Source organism: Micromonospora qiuiae (genome assembly GCF_016863555.1).
Classification (GTDB): domain Bacteria; phylum Actinomycetota; class Actinomycetes; order Mycobacteriales; family Micromonosporaceae; genus Micromonospora; species Micromonospora qiuiae.
The window spans coordinates 1-21,356 of record NZ_BOPC01000074.1 but is presented as its reverse complement, the minus strand read 5'-3'; the positions used below and the strand labels follow the sequence as shown (position 1 = coordinate 21,356).

Genomic DNA, 21,356 nt, shown 5'->3' with positions numbered 1-21,356 from the left:
ACGAATCCGAGGACCGTGCACACGCGCGGTCCTCGGTCCCTTCACGGCGGAGCTTCGGAGGTCAACCGGCTGGCTGCACCGACTGCCAGTGCCCGGCCACCACCGCGGCGGCCCCGAGCATGAGAAACTCCGCCACCCGATCGACGTGCCGGTCCGCCCACTTCTCCAGCACGGTGCCACGTACCGCGTCGTTGAACGCGCCCACCGCCGGGCCGCCGGGAATCAGGAAGTTCAGCCGGTCGCCGATGTCTCCGACCATGGCGCGCCGGGCTGCCTCGCGCAGGTACCACCGACACAGCAGCGCGAACCGCAGCCGGCCGTCACGCTCCGCCCGCCGTATCTCCTCCTGGTCCCACCCCGCGTGGTCCGCCGCGATCTCCGCCCAGACCTCGTCGAAGCCCCGACCGAAGAACTGCTTCTCGATCCGTTCACGCTCGGCCGGGTCCATGTCGCCGCCGGTGTGGCTCTGGTAAAGCTGGTGCAGCTTGTCCGCGCGGGACGGGAAGAACAGGCCCCGCCGCAGCACCGCCACCCGCCCACCGGCCTCGAAGGTGTGGTACGCGGGCGCGGTGGCGAAGTCGCCCACGCCAGCGTCCGCCAGCATGTCCTTGGCCAGAGCGCTGGCGCCCGCCTCGGGAGTGCACATGTTCAGCGCGCCGGTGAGCACGAAGTCGGCACCCAGCACGAAGGCCGCCGCGACCACCTCAGGGGTACCCAGCTCACCCGCCACGCCCACCCGCGAGCCGGCCGGCCAGCCGTGGTCGGCCGCGATCCGGTCCCGCAGCCGGCGGATGCCGGGCAGCAGGCTCGTCTCGTTCGGCTGCCCGGTGGCCGACGCGTCGACGCAGACGTCATCGGCGACCGGCAGGTAGGCGGCCAGGCGCGCCTCATCGGTGGTCAGCACGCCGCGCTCCCGCAGCAGGTCCACCACGGCCGTGGGCGGCGGGCCGAGGAACAGGCGGGCGACCTCGGGCCGGGAAACCCGCGCCAGCAGCCGCCGGGCCGGCCTCGGCCGGCCGTCCACCAGCCGCAGGCCGGCGAGCCGGTAGCCGACCAGCTCGGTGATGTCGTCGGTGAACCCGATCGCCTCCAAGCGGTTGACGTCCAGCCGCCGGAGCAGGTCGATGGTACGCGCGGCGAGCGCCGGGTGATGCGGGTCGTGTGCGACACTCACCCCCCACGGCGCGCCGGCCGGTACCCCGGCGCGGACCTCCCCTACCGCGGCCTTGATCTGTGCCGGGTCGAGCCCGTCGACGCCGAGGTAGCCCAGAAGTCCCGCACCAGCCAGCCGGATGACCAGCCGTGGCGACGTGACGCCCGGCGCCAGGCCGCCTACGACGTATGCCCATCGCACGCCGTGGTCGGCGCGGAACCCCGGATCGCCGAGCCGCCCCGGCGTCAGCTCGGCGGGGGTCAGGTCCGGCAACGACCCACCCGCGGCCACCGGCTGCCCGCCGCCCGTGGCCGTACTCAGCTCGGGTGCGCGTCCGACTCGCCCCGGGGAGAGCAGCGTGGCGGCCTCGGCCAGGTTTGTGACGGGGATGGCGGTACGGCCGTACGCCCGGAAGAACTTGGCGAGCGCGGCACGTGGACCGATCTCGAACACCTGACCTTCGCCGGTGCCGGCGAGCGTCCGCATGTTCTCGAGCCACCGTACCGGCCCGGTGATCTGACGGACGAGGTTGCTCATCAGCGCCGCCGGTTCGTGGAAGTCACCGGTGTAGTTGGAGGTGACCGCCGCGGCGCGGTCCGGCCGCAGCCGGCTCGCGTGACGGGCCAGTTCGGCGGCGAACTCATCCTCCGCCGGACGCATCGCGCTGGAATGGAACGGAGCGCTCACCTTCAGCCGGACGAAGGTGAGCGACGGATGGGACCGGGCGAGCGCCTCGCGCGCTCGCTCCAGGTTCTCCACCGCGCCGCTGACCACGATTTGCACGGGCGAGTTGACGTTCGCCACCTCCAAACCGGTGGCGAGGGCCACATCAACCGCGCCGGAGTCCGCCACGTCGTCCAGCAGCAGGGCCGCCATCGACCCTTGACCGGCTGGTACGGCCTGCTGCATCAGCGCGCCGCGGGCACGTACCAGCGAAACGGCTTCCGCGAACGGCAGCGCGCCCGCCGCGACCAGCGCCGTGTACTCCCCCAGGCTGTGCCCGCCAAAATACCTGGCGCGCAGGCCGAACTCCGCCACCGCCACCCGGTAGGCGGCCACCTCCGCGGTCAGCACGCAGGGCTGGGTGAACTCGGTCAGGTGCAGCCGCGGGTCCGGTTCGAAGCAGATGCGGCGCAGATCCTCACCGACCACATCGGATGCCTCAGCGAAGGTCCGCCGGACGGTTTCGAACTCGCGATGGTAGTCAGCCGCCATACCGGTTCGTTGGCTGCCCTGGCCGGGAAACACCACCACATCGCCAGGTGGCCGCGGGTCGGTCATCGCGGGTACCCCGCGACGGCCCTGGCCGCCCGGTCGTGACCGTTGGCGGTGGAGGCCAGCGCCGCCGGCGGGGGCAGGAAGCCGACCCGCACACAGTGATCGAGGTACAGCACGACGAGTTCGGCGACCGTCGGGCAGACGATGCCGGCGGGGACGAGGCGCTGACGGGTGTACGCGCAGTCCGGAGCTGAGCTGTGCGCATAGTGCTCCGGTCCCCAGGTCTCCACGCCGTACTTGATCATTTCGATCGTCTGGCTGTCGTACGGCTCGTCCGATCCGGCGCTTCGGAACAGCCGCTCGGTCGCCATCCGGTGGTACTCCTCGATTGTCACCTCGCGCATGCGGTAGCCGCACGCCTGCATGTAGCCGAAGATGTCGGAGAGGTTCTTGATGTCTGGATTGGTGAGGTGGTAGGTCTCGCGGTACGAGGGATGGCGCAGCCCGAGGTACAGCATGCCGGCGCTGACGTAGTCGACCGGTGTGATGTCCCAGTGGTTCGGCGCCGCCGCCGAGATGCCGGTGTCCACGACCGTCTTGAAGATGTCGTAGTACGCGCCCTTGACGGTGACCTCGGTGAACGGGTAGCGGCCGGTCCGGCTGTCGCCCATTATGTTGCCGGGCCGGAAAATGTTCCACAGCAGACCCTCATCGGTCGCCGCCCGGATCAGCTTCTCAGCGTGGTACTTCGTCTCCTGGTACGGCAGGTGGTCGTACCGCTGTCCCAGCTCGATGTCATGCTCGGTGAACGGGCGGTTGTCGGCGAGCAGGTAATCACCGAGCGCACTGAAGCTGGAGACGTACATCAGATACTTGTGCCTGGTGCCGAGCGCGAAGTCGATCATCCGCTGGGTGCCGTCGACGTTGATCGGCGCGAGCGAGTCGTAGAACGTGACAAGCTTCGTGACCGCTGCCACGTGGATCGTCGCGTCCGTCTCGGCCATGAGCCGCGCCAGGGTTGTCTCGTCCAGCCCGAGCCGGTCCTGGCTCACGTCGCCGAGCACGGCCGTCACCCGGTCGCGGAGCGCGTCGGTGAGGCGCCCTTCCTCGTCGTAGACACTCAGCAGCCGGCCGATCCGCTCCATGGCCCGGCTCGGGCTGTCCGCGCGGACCAGGCAGGTGACCCGGACCGAAGTGGTCGCCAGCAGGTCGTAGAGCAGCCGCCCGCCGAGGACGCCGGTCACCCCGGTCAGGAAGACGGACTCTACCTCCAGCGGTGCCGGCGTGCGCACCGGCGTCACGGCCCGCGCCGGCTCGGTGAGCACCGCCGCCAGACCGGTCACCAACGTCGCACCCGCGGCGCCGCCAATCGTGATCAGTCCGGAGTCCACCAGGTGGTCGGTGAAGGAGCGGATCGTGCAGTACTCCTCGATCGCCGAGCCCGGGATACGGACGCCGTAGTGCTTCATCAACCGGTTGAGCATCCGCACGGAGGCCACCGAGTCGAAGCCGAAGTCCAGGAAGTCGGACTCCGGGTCCAGTTCCTCGACCGGAATACGGGTCAGCTCCGAGAAGATCTTCTGAACCCGGAGCTGGAGCTCCGCGCGCAGACTGGTGGAGTCTGTCGCCGGGCTCGCACCGGCGTCCTGAACCGCCGACACCGTGGCCTCCTCAGCGATCGGCATCGCCGCGAGGGCCTCGGCGGGCGTCTCGAGCACCAGTCCCGGCTCGCGTCGGTAGTCCTCCGGGACGATCCAGTGGCGTTCCCGCGCGAACGGGTATGTCGGCAGGCTCACCGGCCGGCCGGCCGGTGTGTCGTGCAGGGCTGCCCAGTCCACCGCCCAGCCCTGCGTCCACAGCTCGGCGAGCCGGCGCAGCTGACCGTCACGCCGCAGCGCGCGCAAGTACTGGCGGTCTGCCGCGGACTCACCGTCCACGGTGTCTTGATGAGTCGGCACGGTGCCGACCACGACCCCCGGACGCAGGGTGCCGGCCGCGAACTCCGCCAGGCAGACGGCCAGTTCCTCGCGCGTCTGCACCGCCGTGGCCAGGCGGTGCTCAAAGGCCACTCGCCCCACCATCAGCGTCCAGGCCACGTCCGCCAGCGGGGTTTCCAAGCCACGGGGCGATCGCAGGAACCGCGCCAGATTGCCGGCGAGTTCGCCCAGCCGCTCGGCCCGGCGAGCGGAGAGCACCACCAGGTACGGCCCGGCGTTGCCGGTCGGTGTCACCAGTGGCTGGTCGTACTCCTGCAGCACCACGTGGGCGTTCGCGCCGCCCGCGCCGAATGAGCTGACCGCGGCCAGGCGCGGCCCCTCCGGGCCGCGACGCCACGGCATCGCATGCTGAGCCACCTGGAACGGGCTTGCCGCGAAGTCGATGTTCGGGTTGGCCGGTGCGGAGTGCGGTGACGGCGCGATGGTCTCGTGCTGGAGCTGGAGAAGCGTTTTGACCACGCCCGCCACCCCGGCGGCCGCCTCCAGGTGCCCGATGCTCGCCTTTGCCGACCCTACGACGCACCGCGGTCTGTCCGATGTAAGTTTCGGCAGGTCGGCGTTGAATGCCTTCGTCAACGCGGCGATCTCGATCGGGTCGCCGAGCGCCGTGCCGGTGCCGTGCGCCTCCACGTAGCCGACCGTGAGCGGGTCCACGCCGGCCTGGGCAAGCGCCTCCCGCACGAGCGCTGCCTGGGCGCTCGGGTTCGGCACCGTGAACCCGTTGGTACGACCGCCGTGGTTGACGGCGCTGCCCCGGATCACCCCGTACACCCGGTCGCCGTCCGCGCGGGCGTCTTCCAGCGGCTTGAGGATGAGCGCCGCGACGCCCTCCCCCGGCACGTAACCGTCCCCGCCCTCGCCGAACGCCCGGCAGCGGCCGTCGCTCGACGCCCAGTGCCCGGCGCCCAGAAGCAGGAACTTGCCCGGGTGGATCGAGATGTTGACGCCGCCGGCGATGGCGTACGAGCATTCGCCGCGGCGCAGGCTCTCCACCGCCAGGTGCAGCGCGGTCATCGACGCCGAGCAGGCGGTGTCGACGGCCATGCTCGGGCCGTTGAAACCCATGTGGTACGAGACCCGGTTCGCCACCGCCCAGTAGCCGACGATCGGGATGTCGAGGTAAAGCTGGTACTCGCCGTACGTGACGCCGACGAACACGCCCGCGTCCTTGCGTCCCCGGCGCTGCGCGGTGCCGCGCACCCGATCCGGGGTGTATCCAGCATCCTCCAGCGCGGCCCATGCCGTTTCCAGGAACAGCCGTTGCTGCGGGTCCATCTCCTCGGCCTCGCGCGGCGTGATCTGGAAGAACCGGGCGTCGAACTTGTCCACGTCGTCGATGAACCCGCCCCACTTGGCGTAGGTGGTGCCAGGCTGGTCCCGCTCCTCGCTGACGTACCGGCTGTGATCCCAGCGGTCCTTGGGAACCTCCACGATGCAGTCCCGCCCGGCGAGAAGGTTTTCCCAGAGCTCGTCATTGTCCCGGGCCATCGGGTAACGCCCGGACATCCCGATCACCGCGATGTCCGTGGTGCTGCTCCGCGGCGCCGTGACCGGCTCGCCTGCCCTTTCCACGACCGCCTCGACGCGTGCGGTGGTGACGGCCGTGACGGCGGGTGCCGGGACAGTCGCGGCCGGGACAGTCGCGGCCGGGACAGTCGCGGTCGGGGCGACGGCGCTGGTCACGGCGACGAGACGCTCGGCGTGGTCGCTGGCCAGGTGGCACGCCAGCTCGTGAATCGTCTGGTACTCGAAGAAGAGCGTCGAGGAGAGGCCGTCGAACGTCTCACCCAACCGCTGGTTGAGGTTGGCGATGAGAACCGAGTCGATGCCGTAGTCCTGCAGCGGGGCACGAGTGCGGATGCGCTCCAGCGGGAGCCTGGACTCGGCGGCGAATGCCCGCTTGAGGTAGTCCTCGGCGCGTCGGACCAGATCGTCGTCGTTCATCTCGGCGGGCGCGGACTCGGCTCCGGCGGGCACCGGCGCGGGCCGCGCCGCGGCCGGTGCCGGAGCGGGCCGCACGGGCGGCGTGCGCGGGACGACGCGGGCCGCGGCGGCAACCTGCTCCACGAACGCGTCAAGCGACACCCCCGAGGCGAACACGTCGACCCGCAGGTCGATCCCGTACGCGTCGTTGACTCGTGCCAGCAGGCGCCCCCGGCTCACTTCGTCGAATCCCAGTTGCTCCGCGGGAATCGCGAGGTCCACTTCAAACTGATGCACGCCAAGCTCGGCCGCTGCCGCGCCGGTTACCTCCGTGCGAACCTGCTCCAGCGACAGCGTGGATGCCGGCCGCTGGTCCGCCAGCCGGCTCTCCGGCGGTACGCCGACCGCCGCCGGTTCGACGTCCGGCAGCCAGTAGCGTTCGCGGGCGAAGGCGTACCCGGGAAGGTGAATTCGGCGCACGGCGCCGTCGGCATAAAGGCCGCGGAAGTCGAACGCGGCGCCGGCAACCCACGCCTCACCCACCGGTGCCAGGTCGGTGTCGGGCGTCAGCGGTATCGGCGCCGGTGGCCTGATCTCCGGCGGGACCTCGCCGAAGTACGCCCCGCGCGGAGTCTGACCAGTGGCGACCAGGCTGAGCTGAGCGCGCAGTTGGTCGACGGATCCGGCCACCACGGCCAGCCGGTGCTCGAACGCGGCCCGGCCGAGCTGCACCGTGGCCGCCACGTCGTGCAGCGCGACGTCCGGCGTGCCGCCGAGGAACCGTTCCAGCCCGGCGGCGGCGGCCCGCAGGCTCTCGGGGGTCCGCGCTGAGAGGGTCACCAGCGCCTGTCGCTGGCCCGCGGCGGTCGCGGGTCGGGTGTCCGCGTGCCCTTCGACGACCATGTGGACGTTGGTGCCGCTGAACCCGAACGAGCTGATCGCCGCCAGCCGTGCGTCGTCGGCCCAGGGGCGCAGCTCGGTGTTGACGAAGAACGGCGACTCGGCCAGGCCGCTGATCGGGTTTTCGGTGGTGAAGTTGAGCGAGGCCGGGATGTGCCCGTTCCGCAGCGACATCAGCACCTTCACCAGGCTCGCCACTCCGGCCGCGTGTGCCGAGTGGCCGATGTTCGTCTTGACCGACCCGATCGGCACGGTGCCCCGACGGTCGGTGTAGCGGCGGAAGGCCGCGGTCAACGCCTCGATCTCGATCGGGTCGCCGAGCTTCGTGCCGGTGCCATGCGCCTCCACGTACCCGATCGCGCCCGGGTCGATACCGTAGCGCTCGTAGACCGCCAGCTGGAGCTCCGTCTGCGACCGGGCGCTGGGAGCGGTGATGCCGTTGGTACGGCCGTCCTGGTTGACCCCGATACCCTTGATGACGCCATGGATCGGGTCACCGTCGGCCAGCGCCTGAGCCAGTGGCTTGAGCACGACGACACCGACACCCTCACCGATGGCGATCCCGTCACCGCTCTCGTCGAAGGCGCGGCACCGGCCGGTAGGCGAGAGCATGCCGATCGACGATGTCATCAACAGGTGCTCGGGCGTGGCGTAGACGGCCACGCCGCCGGCCAACGCCATGTCGCATTCGCCGGCGACGAGGCTCTGGCACGCCTGGTTGAGGGCGACGAGCGACGAGGAGCAGGCGGTGTCGACACCCAGGCAGGGTCCGGTGAGGTCGAGGTGGTACGCCACCCGTGCGGGCAGGATGGCGGGCGAGTTGCCGGTGAACGTGTGCGGCGCGCCGGAGAGGCCGCGTTGGCGGACCAGCGTCGGGTAGTCCGGCGGCGGGGAGCCGGCGAAAACTCCGAAGCGGACGCGCTTGAGCTGGTGCGCGTCGAGGCCGGCGTCCTCGATGGCCCGCCAGCTCTCTTCCAGGAACATCCGCTGCTGCGGGTCCATGAAGTCGGCCTCGGCCGGTGTGATGCCGAAGAAGTACGGGTCGAAGCGGTCCGCCTCGTCCAGGTAGCCGCCCCAACGGGCGTAGGTCCGGCCAGGCTGGGGTGGCCACGGCGCGTAGATCTCGTCGAGGTTCCACCGGTCCGCCGGTACCTCGGTCACCGTGTCGTGCCCGGCCATCAGATTGCGCCAGAATTCGCGGTAGTCCCGGGCGCCGGGGTACCGCGCGGACATGCCGATGATGGCGATGTCGAGGCTCTCTCCCCGCTCGGCGCGCGCCACCGGCCGCGCGGGAGTCGTTGCCGCAGGTGCCGGAGGGGTCGCGGGTGCCACGGGCGCCGCCGGCGTCACGGGCGCCATCGGAGGAGGCGTCACGGGCGCCACGGCAGGAGACGGTGCGGGCGCCACGGCAGGAGGCGGTGCGGGCGCCGGTGCCTCGGGCGCCGACCCGTCTCGGTCCAGCCGCGCGCCGATGCCGGACGCGTAGGCGGCGAGCGACCGAACCGACGGGTGGTCGAAGACGACCGTCGGCTTGACTGAGATGCCGAGGGTGTCGTTGATCCGCCGCACCAGCTTCATCGCAAGGATCGAGTCCACGCCGTACTCCGCAAACGACAGCGTCGGCCGCACCTCGTCCACCGGCACGCCGAGGCCCTCGGCGATGATCTCGGTGAGCACCGGTTCCAGGATCTCCGGTCGGTCCCCCCGCGGCGCCTCGTCGGTTGGGGCGGGTGCGGCTGCCACGCCGCCGGTACCGGCCGCGCCGTCGGCAGCACCATCGGCCGCAGCGGCTTCGCCGGCACCGGCCACGATGATTCGGTAGCTCGGCTTCGGGTCCGCGGTCATGCCGGGGCCGTAGCTGACGAACCCTTCGTAGCCAGAGCGCCGCAGCGCGCTCTGCCAGCCCTGCACGGACAGCAGCGGCGAGTTCGGGAGGCGGTTCTGCGGATCCAGGTAGCTGTGCCAACCGTCGAGCAGCCCGACGGTGACGGACATGACGTCGTGGTTGGACACCGGCTCGCCCAGCACGAGCAGGCCGGTCGAGTTGAGCAGCCGGCGCACGCGGGCCAGCGCCGCGTCGATGTCGCTCACCGCGTGCAGCGCGCTGGCCGCCAGCACCGCGTCGAAGGCGCCGGCCGGGAAGCCTTGCGAGATCGGGTCGCGCTCGGCGTCCAGGACCCGGTAACGGGTGAACGGGTACCGTTCGGCGAACGTCCGCCGCCCATGCGCGACGAAGCTGCCGCCGATATCGGTGTAGTGGTACTCGACGGGTACGCCGCAGGCGGCCAGGGCGGCCAGCACCGCATGGGAGGTGCTGCCGGTACCGGCGCCGATCTCCAGCACGCGCACCGGATCGCGTCCGCTCGCGGCGTTCACCTGGGCCGTGCAGGCCAGCAGCCGCCCGATTTCGGCGCTGTAGAAGTCGTACGCGCGGTTGCCCTGGTAGATGCCAGCCATCAGGTCCATCCCGGACCCGGGGAAGAGCACTTCGGTGGCGGGTTGCCGTCCGCGCAGCGTGTCCGGGTACGCCTCGATGCAGACGTCCAGCAGGCGCACGTACGACGCGGCCTCGGGGTACCGGGCGAGCAGTCGCGCACGCAGCGACGCCGGGTCTTCGGTGTGCGTCACGGGGCGCAGCCACTCGCCGTCGTTCAACAGGCAGTCGTGGCGGATCAGGACGTCCAGGCAGGCGTCGAAGAAGCGCTGGAAGGAGGCTTGGATGTCCATCGCGGCGCGCAGCTGCTCGGCGGTGCCGCCCTGGGGCGGAAGGCCCATGCGCCTGAAGCGGTCGAGCACCACCAGGGCCGCGTAGCGGCCGAGCGCCGGGTACGCCGCCTCAAGTTCCTCGTCGACCGGCACGAGCCCTCGGTCGTATGCCTCGATGACGCTATCCACGGAGTCCGATCCCGTCACTTCTGTCCTCCCCCATGTGGCCACCGTGCTGCCCACAGTGGTGTCGTATGCCGGGCCGGTCGCGGGCGCGGCGGTGGTGCGGGCCTCCGGCGACGAGCGTTCGCTCAGCGATATGCCTTCGATCCAGAACCGGGTCCGCTCGAAGGGGTATCCCGGCACAGGCACCCGTCGCCGCGGGCCGCCGTTGACTGCGGCCCAGTCGGGTGTGGCCCCTGCGACCCACAGCTCGGCGGCACCGGCCAGATCAGCTGCGGCGTAGCTGGCAGCCAGCGCGGCGACGTCGCCCGGGCCGGTCGCCACGCCGGTGTACACGCAGTCCCCACCGGACAAATAGCGGGCGAGAAAATCGGCGGAGCTGGCCGCGTCGCTTGCCACGACGGCGAGCCGGACCGGCATCGCTGGCCGGCCGACCTGGAAAGTGCGTGCGATATCGCCGAAGTCCCGGTCGCCGTTGTCGCGCAGGAACTTGGCGACCCGCTGGGCGTACTCGCGCAGTCGCTCCTCGGTACGGGCCGACAGGACGAGCAGTTCCGGTGCCGGTGCCCGGACCGGGAGGGGTGCTTCGAGGTACTCCTCGATGACCACGTGGACGTTGGAGCCGCCGGCGCCGAACGAACTGACACCAGCCCGACGCGGTCGCGGATCGGCCGACCCGTCCTGTTCCGGCCAGCGCTCCACCGCTTGCGGTACGCGCCACGGTGAGGCCTCGAAGTCGATGTCGGGATTGAGCTGAGCCGAGTGCAGCGAGGGCACGATCCGGTCATGCCGCAACTGCAGCAGCGCCTTGGTGACCGCGGCGACCCCGGCGGCCGCCTCCAGGTGGCCGATGTTCGACTTGACCGAGCCGAGCCAGCACGGCCGGGTTCGTCCGGCGAAGGCACGGCTCAGCCCGGCCACCTCCACCGGGTCGCCGAGAGCTGTGCCCGTGCCGTGCGCCTCGACGTAGTCGACCCCGTCCGGGTCGATTCGCGCCTGGGTCAGGGCCCGAGTTATCGCCTCGCCCTGGGCCACCGGGTTCGGCACGGTCATGCCGGCCGCCCGCCCGCCGTGATTGGCGGCCGAGCCGAGGATGACCCCGTAGATGGTGTCGCCGTCCGCACGGGCCTGGGCCAACGGCTTGAGGAACAGGGCGCCGACACCCTCGCCGGGTACGTAACCGTCGCCATCCGCGCCGAAGGACCGGCACCGCCCGTCGGAGGAGTCCAGGTTCATCGTCCGCAGCAGCAGGTACTTGTCCGGGTGCAGCAGGAGGTTGACTCCTCCGGCGATCGCCGCGTCGCACTCACCGGCGGCGATGCTGCCGCAGGCCAGGTGCAACGCGGTCAGCGACGACGAGCAGACGGTGTCCACCGCCATGCTCGGGCCGGTGAGATCGAAGTAGTACGATACCCGGTTGGCGATCGAGGAGAGCGTCGACGGTACGGCCCGCGGCGTGCCCCGGCGGGTCGCCTCGACCCCGAGCAGTCGGTAGTCGGTCCACGTTGCCCCGACGAACACGCCCACCCGGTTGGCCGGAGCACGGAAGTCGCTGGGCTGGTAGCCGGCGTTCTCCACTGCGGCGTAGGCGGTCTGCAGGAACAGGCGCTCCTGCGGATCGATGTCGGCGGCGGTGCTCGGCGGTATCCGGAAAAACCTGGGGTCGAAGGCATCTACATCAGACAGAAAACCGCCGTACGCGGGCAGCGTCAGTTCACCGGTCGGATAGGCCTCCGCGCGCCACCGGCTGTCCGGTACCGGGCCGACCGCGTCGTGTCCGGCGAGCAGGTTGGCCCAAAGCTCGTCGACGTCGTCGGCGCCGGGATACCGGCCGGCTATCCCGACGATGGCGATGTCCAGCGCACGCTCACCTACGCGCGCTCCGGTGGGTCGCTCGGCCCGCACCGGGACGGAAACCGCGGGCCGCTGCCGCGCGGCGGGCTTCGCCGCCGGCCCGAAGGTGACCGCCTCGAACCGTGCGACTAGCCTGCCGTCCTCGCCGTACAGGTCGATCCGGTTAGCGTCGCCGCGGTTGGGCGGATCGTGGACCACGACGAACACGTTGGAATCGAGTGCGCCCCAGGCGCGAAAGCGTCCGATTGACGTCGGCCGGTAGTGCACCTCCCCTGCCCGCGACGGGTGGGATGCGGCCGCAACAAGGGCGGCGTCGAGCAGCGCCGGGTGAAGCAGGAAATCATCCGCCGGCCGCCGGTTTCGTTCGTCGAGCGAGACCTCGGCCACCAGAGCGGACCCGGTTTTCGCCACCCAGCCACGCGCGCGCAGGAACCGTCCGTGCACCACACCGGCGCTTTCCGCCTCGGAGTAGAGGGTGTCGAGCGGGGCGCCGGCCCGCTCACGGTACGCACTTGGATCGAAGTCCGCCGGACGCGACGCGCCGGGCGCCGTTATCACCACACACTCCGCGACGGCCTCGTCGACGCCGTCTTCCGTCGAGCGCGCGGTGGCCGTGACGCGCGTACCTTCAGCGGTGGTGGCCGATCTGAACACCAGGCTGCGCTCACCATTGCCGGCTACTGCCAGCGGAGCGGTGAACCGGATGTCGCGCAGTTCCAGGGATTCGGCCGGGATGCCACGCAGGATCGCGGCGCGGTACAGCACGTCCAGGTAGCTCGCCTCGGGTAGCACGGGTACGCCGCGCACCAGGTGGTCGCGCACGACGGGGTCCCGCGGGCGCACCACCAGTTGGAAGTCGCCAATCGCCGGCGGGTCGGAAGCCGTGGTCATGAAATCAGCTCCAGCTGGAGTTGCGGCAGATGCTCGTCAAGCTCGGACACCGCCGTTCCGGTCCCGGTCAACAGGCGCCCGGCCAGGTACTCGGCCAGGGTGCGGGGTGTGGGGTATTCGAAGATCAAGGTGGCCGGTAGGCGTAGGTTCGTGGCCGCGTCGATGCGGTTACGCAGCTCGATGGCCATCAGCGAGTTGAACCCCCGCTCCAGGAACGGGTACTCCGGCTCAATCTCCTCCGGCCGGAAGTGGCCGAGCACAATAGCGGCCTGGGTACGCACCAGGTCCAGGACCGCAAGCTCCCGGTCTGCCGCCGGGAGTTCGGACAGCGTCTGCCTGATCGGTACCGCCGCCGGTGCCTCCTCGTCGGCCGGCCCGCGGGGGATGGTGAACAGTCCGCTGAAAAGCTCGTTCGCGCCCTGCGGCCGGGTGCGCGTGTCCACCCAGGCCGGCACGACGAGTGCGGCGCCGGCTGCCCGCGCCGCGTCGAAGAGCGCCATGCCCTGGTCGGCGTCTATTGGGCGCAGGCCCATCCGCCGCATGCGGAGCAGGTCTCGCTCGTCGAGGTTGCCCGCCATGCCGCCCGCCTCGGCCCATGGGCCCCACGCCAGCGACTGGGCCGGCAGGCCGCGGGCCCGGCGGTGCTGGGCCAGCGCGTCCAGAAAGGCGTTGGCGGCACTGTAGCTGGCCTGCCCGGGGTTGCCCAGCGTGCCGGCGATCGACGAGAAGAGCACGAACTCGGCCAGCGGCAGGTCGCGGGTCAGGTCGTGCAGGTGCATCCCCGCGTCGACCTTCGGCCGCAGCACGGTGTCGAGCCGTTCCGGGTTCAAGTCGGTCACCACCGCGTCGTTCAGCACACCGGCCAGGTGGATCACCGCGGTCAGCGGATTGCCCGCGGGCACCCGGGCCAGCAGCTCAGCCAGCTCATCGCGGTCGCCCGTGTCGCACGCGGCGACGGTGACCGTCGCGCCGAGGGCCGTTAGTTCGTCGGCGAGCTCGCCCGCCCCCGGTGCGGCCATCCCCTGCCGGCTCACCGCCAGGAGGTGCCGTACGCCTCGGGTCGCGACCAGATGCCGCGCGACAACCCGGCCGAGCCCGCCGGTGGCGCCGGTGAGCAGCACCGTGCCCGCCGGATCCAGCGCGGGTGGTTCGGTCCCGGATGGGTCATCCAGCCTGGACAAGCGCGGCACGTAGGATTTGCCGGCGCGGACCGCGACCTGGTCGGCGTCGGAGGCGAGCACGGCCGGCACGGTGTTCCAGGAGGCGGCGGTGCCGTCCAGGTCGACCAGGCGGAAGCGGCCTGGATGCTCCGACTGGGCGGCTCGCACCAAGCCCCAGACCGCGGCGTGCGCCGGGTTGGGCACGGTGTCCGAAGTCGTGGCTGCGACGGCGCCAGAGGTGAGCACGGCCAGTTGGATGTCCGCGAACCGCGGGTCGGCGAGCCAGGTCCGCACGAGGCCCAGCACCTCGCTGGTGGCGGTGCGCGCCGCGTCCGCCAGGCCGGCCGAGCCGGCGCTCGGGTCCAGCGGGAAGAGGAGTACGGCGGGGAGATCGGCATGCATTGACGCGACCACATCGACGAGGTCGACGTACCGTGGTACGGCCGCACCGAGGCCGGACGGCTCCAGGTTGGTGCCGAGGACACCCAGCCGGTCATCCGCCAGCGCCTCGGCCGCCGCGTCGGCCGCCACCCACTCGACCCGCAGCAGCGCGTCCCGCAGGAGGTCACCGGTCTCGCGCAGCTGCCGCGCTCCGATGGAGCGGACGTTCATTGCCTCCACGAGGGCCACCGGCCGTCCCGTTTCGTCCGCCACCTCCATGAGCGTGGACTGCTCAACGGTCCGGGTCAGCCGCACCCGCAGCGCCCCGGCACCACCGCGGTACACCTCCGCACCGTCGACCGAGAACAGGACCGGAACCTGGTCGGCGACCCGCTCGGCGAACGCGTACTCGGCCAGTTGCAGGTGCGCGGCCGAGTCGAGCAGGGCCGGGTGGAGACAGAACGCGGCGGTTTCCGGCTGGTAGGTGGCCGGCAGCCGGATTTCGGTGAACGTCTCGGATCCCCGCCGCCATGCCGCCCGCAAGCTGCGGAAGGCCGGACCGAAGTGATAGCCGCGCTCGCTCAGCCGGTCGTAGAGGTCCGTCACGTCGACCGCTTCCGCGCCCGGCGGCGGCCACGCGCTCAGGTCGCCGGTGTCGGCGGAGGCTTCGCGGGATTCAGCCAGCCACGCGGTCGCGTTGCAGGTCCACTCCGCCTCGTCGCCGCCGCCGTCCGGCTGGGAGTGAATTCGCAGTGCGCGTCGGCCGGACTCGTCAAGGTCGTCCACCGTGACCTGGAGCCGCACGGCCTCCCGCTCGGTCATCCGGATCGGCGCGCGGAACGCGACGTCCTCGACCCTTCGCAGGCCGACCTGGCGGCCTGCGCTCAGGGCGACCTCCAGCAGGGCAAGCCCGGGCACGATGACCGTGCCGGACACCGCATGGTCCGCCAGCCAGGGCTGGGACACCAGCGACAACCGGCCAGTGAACACCCACCCCGGCTTGCCGGCCAACCGGATGGCGGCGCCGATCAGCGGATGGCCCGCGGAATCCAGGCCGAGGTCGGCCGCGGATCCGGGTCCGCTCGACGCGCGTCGCGGCCAGAAAGCCTGCCGTTGGAAGGGATAGGTCGGCAGGTCGACCCGGCGGGCACCCGGCCCGACCAGTGCCCGCCAATCCGGCGTGACGCCGTGCACGTGCAACTCCGCTACGGCGGACAGCAGGGCATCCGGCTCCGGCCGCTCCGCGCGCGACACCGCGACCACCAAGGGCCTCGTCCGGTCGTCGTCCTCCGGTCCGGCCAAGCACTCCGTGCCCATTCCGGCGAGTACGGCGTCCGGCCCCAGCTCGACGAAGGCGTCCACCCCGCGCTCGTGCAGCCACCGCATACCCTCGTAGAACCGCACCGGTTCCCGGACGTGCCGGACCCAGTACCCCGGGTCGCAAATTTCCTCTGCGGGCAATGGACGGCCGGCCACGTTGGAAACAATCGGGATGGTGGGCACGGCGAACTCCATGCTCCGCGCGACCGCGTGAAACTCGGCCAGCATGCCGTCCATGTGCTGGGAGTGGAAGGCGTGGCTCACCCGCAGCCGCTTGGTGCGCCGGCCGCGCTCGCGCCAGTGCAGGGCGATCCGTTCGACCGCCTCCTCGTCACCGGCGACGACGGTCGCGGACGGTCCGTTGACCGCGGCCAGACTGACCCGGTCGGCCACCGGCGACAGCAGCGGTTCCTGCTCGGCGGCGGAGGCCTGGATCGCCACCATCGCGCCGCCGGCCGGCTGGGCCTGCATCAGCCTGCCGCGCGCCGCGACGAGGCGGCACGCATCGCCGAGCGGCAGGACACCGGCCACGTGCGCGGCGGCCAACTCGCCCACCGAGTGCCCGAGCAGGAAGTCCGGGCGCAGGCCCCACTCCTCGAACAGGTGGTACAGAGCCACCTCGTACGCGAACAGGGCGGGTTGGGCGTACCCGGTCTGGTGCAGGAGCTGCCCCTCCGCCGATCCTTCAGGAGCGGTCATGACCTCCCGCAGCGGTCGCTCCAACAGGCCATCGAAATAGGAGCATGCAGCATCGAAGGCATCCGCGTACGTCGAGTACGCCTCATACAGCCCGCGGGCCATGCCGTTGCGTTGGCTACCTTGGCCGGAGAAGATCCAGGCGGTCCGGCCCGCTCCGGCGGAGCCCCGGAGCAGTCCGGGTGCCTCCCTACCTCGGGCGAGCGCGTCGAGCCCCGCCATCAGGTCCGCGCGGTCGCTGGTGATCAGCACCGCGCGCCTGTTCAGATGGGACCTGGTGGTGCCCAGTGAGTATGCCACGTCCGGCAGCGCCAGGTCGGCGTGCTCGTCCAGGTGGGCGCGGAGCCGGGCGGCCTGCGCCCGCAGGGCCGGCTCGTCCAGCGCCGAGACCGGAACCGCCACCGGGGCATCGCGGCGGCTTACCGGCTCGCCGGCGTCCGGCTCGGCCGGCGCGTGCTCCAGGATGATGTGCGCGTTCGTCCCGCTGATGCCGAACGACGAGACCGCGACCCGCCGCGGTCGGCCCAGGTCCGGCCAGGCGGTGGATTCGGTGATCAGGCGTACGGTGCCGGCGCTCCAGTCCACGTGTGGCGTGGGCTGATCGACGTGCAGGGTAGGTGGCAGCACCCCGTGGCGCAGGGCCATCACCATCTTGATGACTCCCGCCGCGCCGGCGGCGCCCTGGGTGTGGCCGATGTTCGACTTGATCGAGCCGAGCCAGAGTGGGCGGTCGGCGGAACGGTCCCGTCCGTAAGTGGCCAGCAACGCCTGCGCTTCGATCGGGTCGCCGAGCACCGTCGCCGTACCGTGTGCCTCCACGGCGTCCACGTCACTTGTGGTGAGGCCCGCGCTGGCCAGGGCCTGCCGGATGACCCGCTGCTGGGCGGGGCCGTTCGGCGCCGACAGACCGTTGCTCGCGCCGTCCTGATTGATCGCCGACCCGCGTATCACGGCGAGCACCGGGTGACCGTTGCGCTGGGCGTCGGAGAGTCGCTCCAGCAGCAGCATGCCCATGCCCTCGCCCCAGCCGGTCCCGTTCGCCGCCGCGGCGAACGGACGGCACCGGCCGTCCGGGGCGAGCCCGCCCTGGCGGCTGAACTCCACGAAGGCCAGCGGTGTCGACATCACGGTGACACCACCGGCCAGCGCCAGCGAGCACTCTCCCCGGCGCAGCGCCTGCCCGGCCAGGTGCAGGGCGACGAGCGAGGATGAGCAGGCGGTGTCCACTGTGATTGCCGGGCCCTGCAGCCCGAGCCGGTACGCGACCCGGCCGGAGATGACCGAGGCGGAGACGCCGGTCACGAGGTGACCTTCGCTGTCCTGCCCGGACTGCCGTAGCACGTCGCCGTAGTCCTGGCTCACCGCGCCGGTGAACACCGCGACCTGTTCTCCGCGCAGGTCGTCAGGGTCGATACCGGCCCGCTCGATCGCCTCCCACGCGCCCTCCAGTACCAGCCGCTGTTGCGGGTCCATGGTGCTGGCCTCACGTGGGCTGAGCCCGAAGAACGCCGCGTCGAAGTCGGCCACGCCGGCGACGAAGCCGCCGCGGCGGGTGTCGCTGGAACCCGGCTGGCCCGGCCGCGCCGGCAGCAACCGGTCGAGGTCCCAGCCGCGGTCGGTCGGGAAGCCCGATGTCGCGTCGATGCCGGCGGCCACGAGCTGCCACAACGCATCGGGGTTGTCGGCGCCACCCGGGTACCGGCAGCTCATCCCGACGATCGCGATCGGCTCATCGGCGTCGGAGGGTGCCGCGGCCGTCACCACGGGCCGAGCCGGTTCGTCTGTACCCAGCAGCTCCTGCGACAGAAAGGCCGCCATGTGCGCTGCGGTGGGCTGGTCGAAGGCCAGCGTCGTCGGCAGCCGCAGCCCGGTGGCACCGGCGATCCGGTTGCGCAGCTCGACTGCGGTCAGCGAGTCGAGGCCCAGCTCCTTGAAGGCGCTGTCCGGCGGGACCCGGTCCGCCGCCGGGTACCCGAGCACGGCGGCGGCCTGCTCGCGCACGAGGTCCAGCAGCACCATGCTCCGCTCACCCGCGGGGAGCCCGGTCAGCCGCTCGGCGAGCGCCGGACTGGGCTCGGCCGGTGCGGCTTCCTCGACCGTACGTGCCTCGGGAAGCTCGGCCAGCAACGCACTGCCGCGGGTGGCGGTGAACCCGGCGGCGAAGCGCGGCCAGTCGATGTCGGCGACGACGAGGCACTCGTCCCCCATCTCGATGGTCTGCCGCAGTGCGTCCAGCGCCAGCTCCGGCGGCATGGCACCGAGGCCGCGCCGGCGCCACTGCGCGGCGAGGGCCTCGGCCTCCGGGCCGCTTTCCGCCCACAGCCCCCATGCCACGGCGGTGGCGGGCAGCCCGCGGGCGTGCCGGCGCTGCGCCAGGGCGTCCAGGAAGGCGTTGGCCGCCGCGTACGGACCCAGTCCGCCACCGCCCCAGACACCCGCTCCGCTGGAAAAGACGACGAACGCGTCCAGGGTGTGCGCGCCGAACAGTTCGTCCAGGACAGCGGCCCCCGCCGCCTTGGCGCGCAGGGCCTGGGCCAGCTCAGTTACGTCGGCATCGGCCAGGTCAACCGGAGCGCCACTGCCCGCTGCGTGGAACACGCTCCGGATCGGCGTGCCGGCGGCCTCCTGCGCGCCTAGCAGTTCGGTCAGCGCGGCCCGGTCGCCGACGTCACACGCGGCGACGGTCACCGTCGCGCCGAGGCTCTCCAACTCGGCGACAAGCTCCGCAGCACCGGGCGCGGCGGCGCCCCGCCGGCTGGCGAGCAGGAGTCGTTGCGCGCCCGACATCGCGAGGTAACGGGCAACGTGCCCGCCCACCGCGCCGGTGCCGCCGGTGACGAGCACCGTTCCCGAACGCCAGCGCTCCGGCTCCAGCGGACCCTGACCCGCCGGGGCGGCCGCCCGGCGCAGCCGCCGCCCGAACAGCCCGGATGGGCGCAGCGCTACCTGGTCCTCGAAGGTGCCACCACTTCCTGCTGTCCCATCCGAACAGCGCACACCGGACAGCGCCGCGCACAACCTTCCCGCGGCTCGATCGTCGAGCGCCTCCGGCAGGTCGATCAGTCCACCCCACCGCTCGGGGTGCTCCAGCGCGGCGACGCGCCCGAGACCCCAAACCTGCGCCTGTACCGGACTCGTCACCTGCTCCGGCCCGCCCGTCGACACAGCGCCGCGGCTGGCGCACCACAGCGGGGCGGATATGCCGGCGTCGCCGAGCGCCTGCACGAGCGCCAGCGTGCCGGCGAGCCCGACCGGCACCGGCGCCAGCTCCGGAAGCTCCCGCTCGTCCAGGGCGAGCAGCGACAGTACGCCGGCGAGCGCGGACGGGTCGTCAAGCGCGCGCAGGCGGGCAGCGAGGGTGTCGCGGTCGAGTTCGGCATCGCCCACGGCCAGCGTCCAGACCTCGGCACCGTGCCGGGTCAAGGCCTGCGTCACCGCCGTCACCCGGTCGGAATCCGGCTGGCCGGTGGGGGCCGCCACGACGAGCCACCTGCCGGCCAGCCGTCCGGCGGGCACGTCGGCGAGCCGTTGCCATTCGACGCGGTAGCGCCAGCCGCTGAGGATCCGCGCGGTGTCGCGCCGCCGGCGCCACCGGACCAGCTCCGGAAGCACCTCGCCCCATGCGCCGCCGTCCAAGCCGAGGGCCGCGAGCTCAGCGAGGTCGCCGTCCGCTACGGCGCGCCAGAACTCCGCCTCCTCAGGGGTACCGCCGCCCGCCGCGTCGCCGTCGACGGCCTCCTGCCAGTACCGCTGTCGCTGGAACGCGTAGGTGGGCAGCTGCACCCGGCCGTACCCGCCGCCGGCCAGCAGCGCCGCCCAGTCGACCGCAACTCCGTGCACGTGCACCTGGGCCATTGACTTGAGCAAGCGCTCGGTCCCACCCTCGCCCCGGCGCAGCGTACCCGTCACCGTCACGCCGGCGACATCCGCCGCCTCCGCCGTCTCCTCGACCCCGACGGTCAGCACCGCGTGCGGGCTCACCTCGACAAAGACCCGGTACCCATCGGCGAGCAGCAACCGGGTCGCCTTTTCGAACCGGACGGTCTGGCGCAGGTTCCGGTACCAGTACTCCGGATCCAGCTCGGTACCGTCGAGAACCTCGCCGGACAGCGTCGAGTACATGGGAATGCGGGCGACGACAGGACTGATCCCGCTCAACGCCTCGATGACCCGCACACGCACCGACTCCACCTGCGCCGAATGCGAGGCGTAGTCCACGTCGACGCGCCGGGCCCGGATCTCCGCGGTGGTGCACTCCTCCAGCAGCTCGGTGAGCGCCCCAGGGTCGCCGGCCACCACGACCGAGCGAGGGCTGTTCACGACCGCGATCGACAAGCGGTCGCTCCACCGTCGCAGCATGGGCTCCACCTCGGCGGCGGGCAGCGCTACCGAGACCATGCCGCCGAGGCCGACGATGCCGGTGAGCGCTTGGCTGCGCAGCGCGACAACGCGCGCGGCGTCGTCGAGCTGGAGCGCGCCGGCGAAACAGGCTGCGGCGATCTCCCCCTGGGAATGCCCGACCACCGCCGCCGGACGCACGCCCGCCGCCTCCCACACTGCGGCCAGCGACAGCATCATCGCGAAAAGTACTGGCTGCACCACATCGACCCGGTCCACCGAGGGCGCATCCGGATCACCGTGCAGGACACTGGTGACCGACCAGTCCAGGTACCGCGACAGCGCTCGGTCGCATTCGGCGAGGCGGTCGCTGAACGCTGTGGAGCTCTGCATCAGCTTCAGTGCCATTCCAGTCCACTGAGCTCCCTGACCGGGGAAGACGAAGACCACGCCGTCCCGATTGCTCGCGTGGCCGATGACGGTCCCGCGAGGGGACTTTCCGTTCGCGAGGGCGGCGAGGGCGTAGGTGACGTCGTCGCGGTCGGCGGCGAGGATGGCGGCGCGGTGTTCGAGATGGGTGCGGCTGACCGCGAGCGAGTACGCGACGTCAGTTAATGCCTGGTCCGGATTCTCTTC

At 71.7% G+C, this 21,356-nt stretch carries 3 protein-coding genes and 1 pseudogene; all 4 read right to left on the bottom strand.

Features of this window, described 5'->3' with window-relative positions:
• Nucleotides 1-61: 61 nt before the first annotated feature.
• The gene (locus Vqi01_RS23325; protein WP_204036979.1) at nt 62-2,434 is read right to left on the bottom strand and encodes an acyltransferase domain-containing protein; all 2,373 of its coding nucleotides are present in this window, start codon (nt 2,432-2,434) and stop codon (nt 62-64) included.
• Complete coding sequence (locus tag Vqi01_RS23320; RefSeq protein WP_204036978.1) at nt 2,431-12,825, bottom strand: beta-ketoacyl synthase N-terminal-like domain-containing protein; 10,395 nt, start codon at nt 12,823-12,825, stop codon at nt 2,431-2,433. Before Vqi01_RS23320 ends, Vqi01_RS23325 begins: the two co-directional genes overlap by 4 nt.
• The gene (locus tag Vqi01_RS23315; protein ID WP_275408841.1) at nt 12,822-21,170 is read right to left on the bottom strand and encodes a type I polyketide synthase; all 8,349 of its coding nucleotides are present in this window, start codon (nt 21,168-21,170) and stop codon (nt 12,822-12,824) included. The genes Vqi01_RS23320 and Vqi01_RS23315 overlap by 4 nt, the downstream gene beginning before the upstream one ends.
• A 60-nt stretch (nt 21,171-21,230) precedes the next feature.
• A pseudogene (locus tag Vqi01_RS31820) lies at nt 21,231-21,356 on the bottom strand (CurL C-terminal domain-containing protein); the annotation flags it as partial.

Excerpts from the sequence above, each read along its gene's own strand:
- Vqi01_RS23325 (WP_204036979.1), bottom strand. The coding sequence starts at position 2,434 with ATGACCGACCCGCGGCCACCTGGCGATGTGGTGGTGTTTCCCGGCCAG.
- Vqi01_RS23320 (WP_204036978.1), bottom strand. The coding sequence starts at position 12,825 with ATGACCACGGCTTCCGACCCGCCGGCGATTGGCGACTTCCAACTGGTG.